This window comes from Neorhizobium populisoli, assembly GCF_019430945.1.
Lineage (GTDB): Bacteria > Pseudomonadota > Alphaproteobacteria > Rhizobiales > Rhizobiaceae > Neorhizobium > Neorhizobium populisoli.
In genome coordinates, this window is record NZ_JAHYCB010000007.1 from 308,896 (window position 1) to 322,808 (window position 13,913).

Sequence of the window (13,913 nt, forward strand, 5' to 3'; positions counted from 1 at the left end):
AGCAGAAGTGACCCTTCTGCTGGAGTGCTCAGTAGACCAATCGCGTCCTGATCGTTCCCGGTATCTCGCGTAACGACCGAAGGATCTCGTCGGCCGCCTCGGACACGCCTTCGGCTTCGATGACTACATAACCCGTATCGCCGTGGGTCTGCAGGAATTCGGACATGATATTCAGCCCGCGCGACGAGAAGATCTCGTTCAGTTGAATGAGCATGCCGGGACGGTTTTCGTGAACGTGGATGAAGCGCGTGCCGTTCGGGCGTTCGGGCAGTTGCACCTGCGGAAAGTTGACGGCCCCCATGGTCGAGCCGATGTCCGAATATTCGACCAGCTTTCTGGAGACTTCCCCGCCGATCCGCTCCTGCGCTTCCTCAGTCGAGCCACCGATATGCGGCGTCAGGATGACATTGCTCAGGCCCTGCAACGGCGTTTCGAACCGCTCCTTGTTCGATGCCGGCTCCTTGGGGAAAACATCGACCGCGGCACCCGCCAGATGGCCGTCTTTGAGGACTTTCGCAAGCGCGTCCAGATCGACCACCGTGCCGCGCGAATTGTTGATGAAGATGGCCCCCTTCTTCATGCGGCGCAGTTCGGTTTCGGTGATCATATTGTGCGTCGATGGCGTTTCCGGAACGTGCATCGTTACATAATCCGAAATTTCCAGAAGCTCGCCGAGTGACGCCATCGACTCCGAATTGCCGCGGCGCAGCCTGTCGGAAAGGTCGAAATAACGCACCACCATGCCCATACTTTCCGCAAGCGCACTCAACTGGGAGCCGATATTGCCGTAACCGACGATGCCAAGCGTCTTTCCGCGCACTTCGCGGCTGCCGACAGCGGACTTCTCCCATCCGCCTTCATGCGCAGATGCCGAGCGTGGAAAAATCTGCCGTGTCAGCATAATGATCTCGCCGATCACCAGTTCGGCCACCGAGCGCGTGTTCGAATAGGGCGCGTTGAACACCGGAATCCCGCGGCGGCGGGCCGCATCCAGATCGACCTGGTTCGTGCCGACGGAAAAACAGCCGACCGCAATCAGCTTCTTGGCGGATTCGAAAATCTCTTCCGTCAGCTGCGTCCGGGAGCGAATACCGATGATATGCGCATCGGCGATATGGCTCTTGAGATCCCTGTCATCCAGAGCCTTCGGCAAGTGCACGAGGTTCGAGTATCCGCACGACGAAAAATAATCCACGGCGGTCTGGCTGATACCTTCGAGCAGCAGCACGGAAATCTTGTCGCGCGTGAGGGAAAGCTTGGGAGACATGGGGAGACTTTCGTTTTCCGAATTGAACAAGCCGGTGTCGTTGAGGCCGTGCGCCGAATTACAACATGGCTTTGCGACCATCCTGCAAACAGTGCAAGCGAAAATCCCGGTATTCTCTGTTTCCATCAGGCGCAGGATTGGCAACGGAAGAACGAAAAAAGCCGCCGTCACAATCATGACGGCGGCTTTTGATTTGATCAGCTACCCGCGGGAGCAGCTTCAGCCCTTAGCCGGCTCCGGCAACGTCTTGGCGCCGGTGCTCGACACCGAGAATTCGCCCTTCTTGTCGGCCGCCTTGCCGTCCACCGTCACCTTGCCGCTTTCGACGACGATCTTGTGGACCACGCCGTCCAGCGTCAGGTCGGCGCTGAAGCCGTCCCAGCCGGTCGGCAGCGAAGGATCGACATGAAGCTTGTCGCCCTGGCGGCGGATGCCGAGGATGCCTTCGATCGCCGCGCGATAGAGCCAGCCTGCAGAACCCGTGTACCAGGTCCAGCCGCCGCGGCTCTGATAGTCACCGGCGCCGTAGACGTCGGCGGCAACCACGTAAGGTTCGACGCGATAGGTCTCGGCCGCATCGCGGGTGAGCGCATGGTTGACCGGGTTGAGGATCTGGAAGCACTTCCAGGCATCGTCACCGCGCTTCAGGGCTGCCAGCGCCATCACGACCCAGATGGCCGCATGGGTGTACTGGCCGCCGTTTTCGCGCACGCCCGGCGGATAGGCCTTGATATAGCCCGGGTCCTTGCGGGTGTTTTCGAACGGCGGCGTGAAGAGGCGGATGATGCCGGCTTCTTCGTCGACCAGCTTCTCCATGACCGCATCCATGGCCTGGGCCGAACGCTGCGGATCGCCGTAACCAGAGAGCACGCTCCAGCTCTGACCGAGCGAATCGATGCGGCATTCGTCGCTGGAGCTGGAACCGAGCGGCGTACCGTCGTCGAAGTAACCACGGCGGTAATATGTGCCGTCCCAGCCGGCCTTCTCGAGCGCCTGCTTCAGCGTCTCGATATGGTCGGTCCAGCGCTGCACGCGCTTGCGGTCCTTGCGCGCTTCCGCATAGGGCAGGAAGTCGCGTAGCGCCGAGACCAGGAACCAGCCGAGCCAGACGCTCATGCCACGGCCTGCGACGCCGACACGGTTCATGCCGTCGTTCCAGTCGCCGCCGAGCATCAGCGGCAGGCCCTTGTCGCCGGTGCGGGCGATCGCCAGATCGAGACCGCGGGCCGCATGCTCGTAGAGGCTTCCCGTCTCGGTCGAGATGGTCGGCTGGATGAAGGCATCGTGCTTGTGTTTTTCAAGCGCCGGACCTTCGATGAACGGTAGTTCCTCGTCGAGCAGCGTAGCGTCGCCGGTCACCGAGACGTATTGATGCATCGCATAGGCAAGCCAGACAACGCCATCGGAGATCTGGGTGCGCACGCCGGCATCCGTGCCCGGAAGCCACCAGTGCAACACGTCGCCTTCCTTGAACTGATGCGCGGCCGCATTGACGATCTGGCGGCGGGCCAGCGACGGCTCGTGCACCAGGAAGGCCAGCGTATCCTGCAACTGGTCGCGGAAACCGAAAGCGCCGGATGCCTGGTAGAAGGCGGAACGGGCCATGAGACGGCAGGCGAGCGCCTGGTAGGGCAGCCAGTAGTTGACCATGTTGTTGAGCGACTTGTCCGGCGTCGAAATCTTCAGGCGGCCGGTAAAGCCGGTCCAGAAGGCCTTCGTCTCGGACAGGATCGGTGCGAACTCTTCCGCGCGGATTTGCGCAACGAGTGCTTCGGCCTCTTCCTTCGTCTCGCCGTCGCCCATGTAGAAGGTGACGGTCTTTTCTTCGCCCGGAGCAAGCTCGAGATCGTGGACGAGTGCCGCACACGGATCGCCGTCGAGATCGAGAGAACCGCTCAGGTTGGACGCCGCCAAGACCGCAGCAGGCATCTGCACGGTGCCGAACCGGCCGATGAATTCACGCCGGCTGACGGTAAAGCCCGTCGGCTGTTCCTTCATCGCCATGAAGGCGAAGCGGCGATAATCGATGCTGTAAGGATTGGTGGCGTAAAGCGCCCCGGTTTCCTCATCGCGGCTCGACAGGATGTAAGGCACGGTGCGCGCCGCATTGCCGCCAAGTACCCATTCCGCATAACCATAGACGCGCAGCTTGCGGGTCTCCGAGCTGCCGTTGCGAATGACGATATGCGACAGCTTGGCCGAGCGGTTGCGATCGACCGTCTGCGTCATCGTCAGCTTCAGGCCGTTCTCCTCGCTGGAGAAGACCGAATAACCGAGACCGTGACGCGCCTCGAAATTCACCTCCGGCTTGCGCGACAGGGCCGCGATCGGGGTCATGACGGCACCGCTGTCGCGATCGGCCACATAGAAGCCTTCGCTCGGGCGATTGAGCACGAGGTCGTTGGTCCAGTTCGTCAGCTGATAGTCGCGCGAATTCTTGGCCCAGGTATAGGCCGAGCCTTCCGCGGAGACGTGGAAGCCGAACTTGTCGTTGGAGATGACGTTGATCCACGGATGAGGCGTCGACTGGCCACCCTTGAGCCGCACGACATATTCGTTGCCCTCCGTCGAGAAACCACCGAAGCCGTTCCAAAATTCGAGATCGTCATGGGTTTCGACTTCCGTCGCAACCTTGAAAATCTCGCCATTCAGCAGCGGACGACGATCGACCTCGATCTCGCGATCTTCCGGCGGCGCGAAGATCGTCGCCGTACGGTTGAGCTGGTCGATGATCCGGCCGTTGCGAGCGTGCAGGACGACGCGCGAGGCGGCGATCATGCCTTCAGCCGAAGCATCGCCCATGATTTCCCGACGCAGCAGGAAGACGTGCTGACGCGAACCTTCCGCCTGGCCGGAACGCCGTGCGTTGGTCGCCATATATTCGATGGCTTCCTGCAGATCCTGCGTTTCTTCAGTGGTCGTACGCTCGTTGAGAATGATCAGGTCGGTGGCGACACCGCGAGACCGCAGATATTCCTGCGCGCCTATGGCCTCCTTGGCGACCGGAACGTCATTCTCGTCGTTGATGCGCAGCGTGAAGATCGGCAGGTCGCCGGAAACGCCCGACGGCCAGAGACCCGACTGCTGTTGCATGCTGGCATTGAGCGTTGCCTGATCGGCGCGCAACTGCATGTCCGGATAGACCATGTAGCGGGCGAGATGCTGGAAGGCCGCTGCATCCTGCGAGGTCACACCAAGATGGCGCATCTGCACCTGCGTGCGGGTCCAGGCCTGTGTCAGCTCGCCCTGGAAGGCATCTGCGTGACGGTAGCGTTCGATCGCGGTATCGAGGTCTTCGCGCTGCGAGGCTGCGATCGTCCAGAAGACAACGCTGACCTTCTTGCCGGCCGGCACCCGCACGACGCGGCGCAGCGACAGGACCGGATCGAGCGAGAAGCCGTCGGTGTTCGACAGCGTCGCGCCCGGATCGAAGGCGGCAGCTTCGGAAAGCGTGCGGCCACGGCCGATGAACTTGCGGCGGTCGGTTTCATATTCGGTCGGGCGCGCCGAACCGGCATTATCGGCCGCCAGATGGGCGATCATCATGTCCGGATCGGTCGGGCTGCGCTTATTGCGCCAGGCGCGGATCACGTCGCCGCGACGGCCGATCTCGGTCTTGACGAACATGCGGGCGAACAGCGGGTGACCGTTATCATCGGCCTCATTGGTCAGCACGGGCTCCATATAGGACGTCACTTCGATGAAGCGGTCCTCGGTGCCCATGTTGAGAAGCGTCAGGCGACGGCCTTCCGCATCGTGCTCGCTGGCAACGATGCATTCGACCGTGCTGGTGAGATCACCGATCGTTTTGTGGAATTCGGCACGCTCGTCCGAGAAGATCGCCTTGGTCTTTTCACCCTCGGCGCGGCGCGGCTCGGACGTGGCAGACCACCAATCACCGGTCGTCGTGTCGCGCAGGAACAGGAACTGGCCCCAACGGTCTTCCGTCGGATCGGCCTTCCAGCGGGCAACGCCAAGATTGTTCCAGCGGGAGTAACCTGTGCCGGCCGCCGTCATCATGACAGAGTAGCGACCGTTCGACAGCAGAACCAGTTCGCGGTCCTTGGTCGCCGGATTGCTGATCGTACGGATTTCCGGACGCATCAGCTCGCCGCCGCCCTTGCCGGGAGTTTCCTCGTGCTTGGCGCTCATGACCGGGATGTCGCGCGGCGCCTTTTCCTGCAGCAGCAGTTCGGCCGCCTCGATCACCGGATCGGCATGGAAGAGTTCGCGCAGCAGGCCGTTCATCACGACGTTGGCAACGGCCGCGATCGACATGCCATGGTGGTGGGCATAGTAGTTATAGACCACCGCGCAGCGCTTGCCTTCCGGCACGCGGGTCGGCGTAAAGTCGACCGCATCGTGGAAGCCGAACTGTCCGAGCGCACCGAGCGAACGAAGCTCCGCCAGGTTTTCAGCAGCTGCAATCGGGTCATACTGGCTGGCAAGGATCGAAGCGTAAGGCGCGATGACGGCGTTCTGGCCGAGACCACGTTTCAGGCCGAGCGTCGGCACACCAAAATTGGTGTACTGATAATGCATCTGGTGGTCGAGCGCGTTGAACGCGGCTTCCGAAATGCCCCACGGCGTGCCGAGACGGCGGCCATGGTTCATCTGCTCCTGAACGATCAGGTTGCTGGTCTGGTTGAGGATGCCGCCCTGGCGCTCCTGCATGACGAGCGGCGGCATCAGGTATTCGAACATCGAACCCGACCAGGAAACCAGCGCACCCCGCGCGCCGATTGGCACGACCTGACGGCCGAGCTTGTACCAGTGCTCCATCGGGAGGTCGCCCTTGGCGATGCCGAACAGGCTGGTGAGACGCGCCTCGGACGCCAGAAGGTCGTAGCAGGCCTCGTCGATTTCGTTGCTTTCGACACGGTAACCGATCGACAGAAGGCGACGGTCCTTGCGGAACAGGAAGGCGAAATCCATCGAGAAGGCAAGATCGCGGGTGCGGTCGCGCAGCGATGCAAGACGTTCGCGCAGGGCTTCGACATTGGCATTGTCGAAGACGCTGTCGGAAATATGTGCCTCGCAGATTGCGACGAGCGAACCGGACCAGCGGATGACGTCCTCGCTCTGCGCCGTGCGGACTTCCTGGTCGAGGTTGATCGCCAGCTTCTGGATGTCGCGGGCAAGCACGGCCAGATTGATGACGCGGATCGACGCGAATTCATGCTCGCGCTTCACCGAGGCCAGCGCATTGCCGAAACCGACAATACGCTCTTCCAGACGGCGGCGCAGCGGACGAACGGTCTTGCGGTCGTCCGGCAGGGCCTTCAGCGTTTCGGCCAGAATGCCGGAAACGTCGCCGATACCATCGAGATTGGCCTGAAGATGCGCAGACGGCGCTTCCGCCCAGACCCGCAGGGCCGAAGAGATGGCGATCAGGTGGCCGGCGAAGTTGCCGCTGTCGACCGAGGAGACGTAACGCGGCATCAGCGGCTTCATGGTATCGATGTGATACCAGTTGAACATGTGGCCGCGGAATTTTTCCGCCTTTTCGACCGTCGAGATCGTCTGCTCGATGCGTTCGATCGTATCGGTGAAGCTGATCCAGCCGAAATGACGCGCCGAGATGACGGATAGCAGATAGACGCCGATATTGGTCGGTGAGGTCCGCTTGGCGACCGACGGGTTCGGCTTTTCCTGGAAATTGTCCGGCGGCAGATAGTTGAGTTCGGCCGTGACGAAGGTTTCGAAATAACGCCAGGTGCGGCGCGCGATCTTGCGCAGCTCGACGGATACCGGTTCCGGCACGAACAGACGATCTTCGGTCTCGGCCGACTGGCTCACATACCAGGCGACGAGTGGCGAGAAGATCCACAGAACCGCAAACGGAATGCCAACGAGGAAAGCGTTGTCGCCCGGCAGTGCAGAGAGGATGATCGACAGCACGGCGATGGTCGGCGCATGCCACATCGCCTTGTAATAGTCCTGCGGGCTGCCCTGCTTGTTCGACTGGATCGACGCGGCGGTACGCCATTCCAGCATCAGCTTGCGGCTGACGAACAGGCGGTAGAAGGAGCGTGCGATCGCATCGGTCATGATGCAGGCGGAATCCGCGATGAACACGATGCGGAGTGCGACCTGCGCATTGGCGGACCGGATATCCGACCAGACCGAATAGAAATGCGCCTGTGGCACGATATCGGTCGAGCTCGGCAGAAGACCGGTGATCAGGCCGATCGTCGGCGCGACGAACAGCGAGAAGATCAGCAGGATCTGCCAGATCAGCGCGCCGAGCGGGTCCATGAAGTACCAGCCGAGCACAGACGCGAAGAACCAGGCGATCGGGGTCAGCGAACGGCGCAGGTTGTCGAACATCTTCCAGCGGCCGAGCGCCGGAACGCCGCGCTTGGCGTCCATGATGTAAGGCAGGAGCTGCCAGTCGCCGCGGGCCCAGCGATGCTGGCGCGACACTTCGACCTCGTAACGGGTGGGGAAGTCTTCGACCAGTTCCACGTCAGTGACGAGCGCGCAACGTGCGAACGAACCTTCGAGAAGGTCGTGCGACAGGACCGAGTTTTCTTCGATCCGGCCCTTCAGCGAAGCCTCGAATGCATCAACGTGATAGAGGCCCTTGCCGGTGAACGAACCTTCGCCGGTCAGGTCCTGATAGACGTCAGAAACGGTGAAGACGTAAGGATCGAGGCCGCGGCCGACCGAGAAGACGCGCTGGAAAACAGAAGCTTCCTTGCCGGTCGTCAGCGACGGGGTGACGCGCGGCTGCATCAGGCCGTAGCCGTGGATGACGCGGTTGGTTTCCGGATCGAGGATCGGCTGGTTGATCGGGTGGTGCATCTTGCCGACGAGCTTGGTGACCGCCTCGCGCACCAGGCGCGTGTCGGCATCGAGCGTCATGACATATTGCACGCCTTCCGGCACCATGTTGGCGCCGGCCAGATAGGTCGTGTCCTGGTCGCCACGCAGCAGCATGTTCAGTTCATGCAGCTTGCCGCGCTTGCGTTCCCAACCCATCCAGACGCCTTCGGCCGGATTGAACAGGCGACGGCGATGCAGGAGATAGAAGCGCGTGCGGCCATCCTCGTCATACTTGGCATTCAGCGCGGCAATTTCGCGCTTCGCATAGTCGAGGATTTCAAGGTCGGCTTCGTTCTCCTCGAACTTGCTGTCACGCCAGTCGCTGAGCAGCGAGAAGTAGATTTCGCCATGCGGATTGGCGAGGTAGTGAACCTCGATATTGCGGACGAGCTCGTCCACCGTATCGCGGTCGGTGATCAGGCAGGGAACGGCGACGAGCGTCTTCGCCTCTTCCGGAATGCCCTCCTTGAATTCGTAACCGACCAGCCGCGCCGGCCGCACCACATAGGTGACCAGCGTATTGTAGAGGCCTGTCGCGCCTTCGGAAGCCGGCAGCGCGAACATCAGCAGGAAGAAGAACACGACCGGCAGCGGAATATCCGCCTGAACCAGGAAATAACCGGTAATCGCCAGCGCCATCAATGTGATGAAGATGACCGGACCAGCGATTGCAAACCAGTTCAGCTTGCGGAACGCCCGCACAAAGCGCTGCACGAACAGCTGGTTGTATCCGACGGCGGCTTCCAGCTCGCGACGACGGCGGCCGACCACAAAGGCGCCGACATTGGTTTCGCGCGGATCAGCCCCTTCTTCGGCAGCAGCCTTCTCGGCAAGCTCGATGGCGATTTCCGCGATCTCGGCTTCGCTTTTGCGGGAATAACGGGCAATCTGTTCGATGCGGTTGCGATAGCTGTTGCGCGAGCCGAAATCGAGCTCTTCGTAGTCCGTGCGATCACGGAACAGCTTGTCGATCTGCGAAACGTCCTCGAACCAGACGCTCCATTCGGTGTCGTCGATTTCGCGCAGGCTCTTGATGATGTTGCCCATCGTCACGTTACCGGACGACAAACGGTTCTGCTCGGACTGCATCACCTCTTCGACGGTCTTGCCGTCGGCTTCCAGGCGCTTTTCCAACCAGGCGACGGCAAAGCCGGTATTTTGGGAGGCATTGCGCAGGCGATAGAGAAACTGTGCGGTGAACGTGTTGTCGCTGGTGACGTCCTCGACGCCCTTGAGAACACCGGCGCTCTGCTCTTCGCTGTTGAGGCGGATGATCTCGTCGGCCGTCTCGTTGGCGCGGCGGCGCATGGTGCGCGAGCGATCGACGCGGGTGGCGATGCGGCGCAGGTTTTCGATCAGCACGAAACGGATGAAGGACGGCAGCGCCCAGATTTCACCGATTTCCAGCGGCTCGGTTTCCTGGAAACCTTCGACCATGGCCGCCAGGCCATCGCGATTGAGGCTGCTATGGGTATGGGCGACATAAAGCCAGGCGAGCACGAGGACGCGCGGCATTTCCTGCCCGCCGACCACCGTCGTGCGCAGCTGCTTGAAGAATTTTTTCGGGAAGTCGCGGCGGACTTCCTGGATCGCCTCTTCGACGATGTAATAGTTGTCGAGCAGCCATTCGGCTGCCGGCGTTATCGAAGCGCCCGCATCGACATCCACCGAGGTTGCCCGGTAGACGCGGAAGATTTCTTCTTCGTTCGCCTTGTGGCGACTGAAGAACTCGAAATCTTGGACGCCCGGTAGGGCGGATGCGCCCTCTCTGCCCAGCTTTTGGCCGCATTCCCTCAAGGCTTCGATGTTGAAATATGTCGCGCGGATCGAATCGTTGTGATCGATCTGCTTGACTTCGGTTTCGCGCGGGGAAGCTGACGGATTATTCAGGGACATGGACACGCTTCTGGGTGAAATCTTCTAGGGTTCAGTCGGCCTCGCCTTACTCGGCCTGCCTCGGCGACGCCAGCCATCATTTGAATTATGGTGACCGGGCCTCAAGGCAAATCTGCGATAGTGGAGATAGAGGGCGGTCGGGATATGGCAAATGACTGACCGAAATCTATTTCCCGCTTCTCGCGGATTAACACAGTGTTCGCCTCTAAAGACCCTCGCCTGAATGGAACCTGAACGGAAGCAGGTCTTTGATAATGCGGAAGATTTCATGTTCCCGCACACGATCGGAATTTCACGCGCGAAGATTGTGGCACTAGCTGAAAATTGATCGAAAACGGGTTACTTCGCGAGCCGCGGCTGCTATGCATGACGGCAATGGCGGAAGGATATTCCACTGCCTGCAACCCAATCTTTTTTCGGTGCTCGAGCGATGACGATCCAGTTTTCCAATTACATGGCCGAAGTCGTGGCCACCCGCCGCTACCTTCACCAGCACCCGGAACTCGGCCTGTCGGAGTTCAACACCTCGGATTTCATCGCCAAGCAGCTCGTTGAACTCGGTTATGAAGTGACCCGCGGCCTCGGCAAGACGGGCATCGTGGCAACGTTGAAGAACGGCGACAGCGGCCGCGCGATCGGCATCCGCGCCGATATTGATGCCCTGCCGATCGTCGAGGAAACCGGCGCAGAATATGCCAGCCAGAACAAGGGCATCATGCACGCCTGCGGCCATGACGGGCATACCGCCATGCTGCTCGGCGCTGCCAAAATCCTCGCAGAGCGCAAGAATTTCGACGGCACCGTCCACCTGATCTTCCAGCCGGCCGAGGAGAATTTCGGCGGCGCCAAGATGATGATCGACGACGGCTTGTTCGAGCGCTTCCCCTGTGATGCCGTCTTCGGCCTGCACAATGATCCGAGCCTCGGCTTCGGCCAGATCGGCGTCAAGGAAGGCCCGATGATGGCCGCGGTCGACGAATGCCGCATCACCGTCAACGGCCATGGCGGCCATGGCGCCGAGCCGCAGGACGCCTCCGACCCGATCGTCTGCGGTGCGAGCATCATCATGGCGCTGCAGACGGTTGCCTCGCGCAACATCCACCCGCTCGACGCCTGCGTCGTCACCGTCGGCGCCTTCCACAGCGGCACCGTCAGCAACATCATCCCGGAACGCTCCGAGATGATCCTGACCATCCGCTCCTTCGATCCGGGCGTGCGCGACGAGCTGGAACGCCGTATCCGCATGATCGCCGAGGGCCAGGCCGCCAGCTACGGCATGAGCGTGACGATCGATTACAATCGTGGTTACGAGGCGACGATCAACCACAAGAACGAGACCGATTTCGTCCGCAACCTCGCCCGCCGCACGCTCGGCGAAGACAAGGTCGTCGACCTGCCGCGCCCGTCCATGGGTAGCGAGGATTTCGCCTTCATGCTGGCGGAGCGCCCCGGCACCTATTTCCTGCTCGGCACCAAGCGCACCGAAAAGGACCCGCCGCTGCATCATCCGCGTTTCGACTTCAACGACGATGCGCTGCCGATCGGCACGAGCTTCTGGGTGGAACTGGCGGAAGCCTATCTACCAACGAAGTGATCCAGATTACCTGAAAAAAACCCTCCCGGCTGGGCGGCAGCCGGGAGGGTTTTTCAGTCTTGGGAAGACCGGATTGCGGACGACTGAATCGTCTTACGGAAACAGGCCGAGCGTCACTGCGCCGACAAACACGAAAGCGGCTGCAACGAGGACCGTATTGGCCGCCAAATGCCACTTGTTGGCAAAGGTGACGCGAACAGGGAAAGACCTTGGATGCTGCATGGATATCTCCCGGGTTCTTCTGGCTCCGCCCTTATCCGGGCGTTTCCTTACTGTATCCTATCTCGAGTAACCCGATAGAGATAATGTTCCTCAGCCCTCGCGGTTCCGTAGAAAATCCTTTTTTCTTAACGCCACATGAACGGAATTAACGGATTGTTATACCCTGCCCCACGGTAAGGCATAATATCGCCCTCATCCCGGAAACTTGTCGAGCGCCAGCTTGAACACGTCTCCGTCGATATTGCCGCCCGAGCAGACCGCGATCACCGTGTCTCCCAAAGTCTCGCCATGGAAGAGCGCGGCCGCCAGCGCCACCGCCCCGCCAGGCTCGACGACGATTTTCAATCGGTTGAACGCCAGTGAAATCGCATGAAGCGCCTCGTCTTCGGTGACGACCAGCCCCGGGCCGCAGAGCCGCGACATGATCGGGAAGGTGATGTCGCCCGGCTGCGGCGAAAGGATCGCGTCGCAGAGCGAGCCTGAAAGCTGCGCATTACGTTCGATCTTGCCGGAGGCGATCGAGCGGGCGGTATCGTCAAAACCTTCCGGCTCGCAGGAATGCACGAGGAAGCCGGGCGCCCTCGCTTCCAGCGCCAACGCGATGCCAGACAACAGCCCGCCGCCACTGACGGGCACCAGCACGTCCGCCTTCTCGACGCCGAATTCCTTTGCCTGCTCGGCAATCTCGAGGCCGACCGTGGCCTGACCGGCAATCACCAGCGGCTCGTCGAACGGCTTGATCAGCGTCAGGCCGCGCTCCTTGGAAAGGCGGTCGCCGATCTCGTCGCGGCTTTCCTTGATGCGGTCGTAAAGCACCACTTCGGCACCATAGGCGCGGGTGTTCTCGATCTTGATGCGCGGCGCATCGGCCGGCATGATGATGACGCTCGGAATGCCGTGCAGCCTGGCGGCCAGCGCCACGCCCTGCGCGTGATTGCCGGAGGAAAACGCAATGACGCCCTTCGCCCGCACGTCCGGAGACAAAGCCGAAATTGCCGACCACGCACCGCGAAACTTGAACGAGCCTGTGTGCTGAAGGCATTCCGGCTTCACGAGGATGCGCCGTCCGGCGATCTCGTCGAGAAACGGGGAAGACAGCAGCGGCGTGCGGCGCGCCTGGCCTTCGAGGCGGACGCGGGCGGCTTCGATCATCGTGATATCGGTCATGGGATTTTCCGGTTCGGAGCGGGACAAAAGAGATCGAAGCCGAACCTATCGGCGGAATTTGCGCCGGTAAAGCGCCGAGACACTTTCAGCCGATTTCCGAAGCGGCGGCAATCGGCGACGAGCCGAGTTTCACAACCGCCTTGATCGGCAGATGGTCGGAGGCGAGCCGCGCCAGCGCAGAATCATGCGTCTCGACCACCTCGATCAGGCCCGGCCGGTTCGCCATGATGCGATCCAGCGCAAGGACAGGCAGGCGGGATGGAAAGCTCGGAACCGCCGCCGGCAGGCCGAACACGGTCGCCAGCGTATTCAGCGACGACCGGTCACCCAGCCGCCATTCGTTGAGATCCCCCATCAGTACGGTCGGGTGCTCCTCACGGGACCGCAGGATGTCGAGGATCATCCGCGCCTGCTGCTGCCGCGAACGATTGAGCAGGCCGAGATGCGCCGCGATGATCCGAAAAGTGCTGCCGTCCTTGAGTTCCAGCTCCGTCATCAGGGCGCCACGCGGCTCAAGCCCCGGCAGCTTCACCTGATGCACATCGCGCACCAGGCCCTCGCGAAACAACACGACATTGCCGTGCCAGCCATGCGCCTTGGAGACGCCGGAGATCGGTACCGGGAAAAGCCCTGTCTCCCGCTCCATCCATGCAAGGTCCAAAAGCCCGCGCCGCTCGCCGAAACGGGTATCGGCCTCCTGCAGCGCAATCACATCGGCGCCGATTTCGCGGATCACATGGCTGGTACGGGCCGGATCGAACCTGCCGTCGACGCCGACGCATTTATGGACATTGTAGGATGCGACCAGCATTCCGGCCGGCCTGTCAGGCAACGCGGCAAAGGCGCCGGCGCCGCGGCTCTTGCGAGCCCGGATCGAGGCTATGATGCTGGCTGGAAGATTAGGGCGCTTTTCCCGCATGGCTCCGAAGGTCGTTCGCA

6 protein-coding genes are annotated in these 13,913 nt (G+C 61.4%); 1 reads left to right on the top strand and 5 read right to left on the bottom strand.

All coding sequences use genetic code 11. From position 1 onward, the window contains the following. Positions 1-28: 28 nt before the first annotated feature. Together serA and KX729_RS21595 are read right to left on the bottom strand one after the other, a co-directional pair. Positions 29-1,267, bottom strand: coding sequence for a phosphoglycerate dehydrogenase (gene serA, locus KX729_RS21590; RefSeq protein WP_219744554.1), 1,239 nt, complete (start codon positions 1,265-1,267; stop codon positions 29-31). 219 nt (positions 1,268-1,486) lie between these two features. Then, positions 1,487-9,991: a glycoside hydrolase family 94 protein gene (locus KX729_RS21595; protein WP_219744555.1), complete on the bottom strand. Its 8,505-nt coding sequence runs from the start codon at positions 9,989-9,991 to the stop codon at positions 1,487-1,489. Positions 9,992-10,421: 430 nt separating this feature from the next. Here KX729_RS21595 and KX729_RS21600 point away from each other — a divergent pair, with 430 nt between their 5' ends. Then, a complete protein-coding gene (locus KX729_RS21600) occupies positions 10,422-11,585 on the top strand; it encodes a M20 aminoacylase family protein (protein ID WP_246617735.1) in 1,164 nt (387 codons plus the stop codon). 93 nt (positions 11,586-11,678) lie between these two features. Here KX729_RS21600 and KX729_RS34270 read toward each other — a convergent pair whose 3' ends face one another. From KX729_RS34270 to KX729_RS21610, 3 genes are all read right to left on the bottom strand, one after another. Beyond that, entirely contained in the window at positions 11,679-11,807 is a 129-nt protein-coding gene (locus tag KX729_RS34270; RefSeq protein ID WP_281423250.1) for a hypothetical protein, read from the bottom strand. 192 nt (positions 11,808-11,999) lie between these two features. Further along, positions 12,000-12,974: a threonine ammonia-lyase gene (locus tag KX729_RS21605; protein WP_219744556.1), complete on the bottom strand. Its 975-nt coding sequence runs from the start codon at positions 12,972-12,974 to the stop codon at positions 12,000-12,002. 85 nt (positions 12,975-13,059) lie between these two features. Further along, the gene (locus tag KX729_RS21610) at positions 13,060-13,893 is read right to left on the bottom strand and encodes an endonuclease/exonuclease/phosphatase family protein (protein WP_219744557.1); all 834 of its coding nucleotides are present in this window, start codon (positions 13,891-13,893) and stop codon (positions 13,060-13,062) included. Positions 13,894-13,913 lie beyond the last annotated feature (20 nt).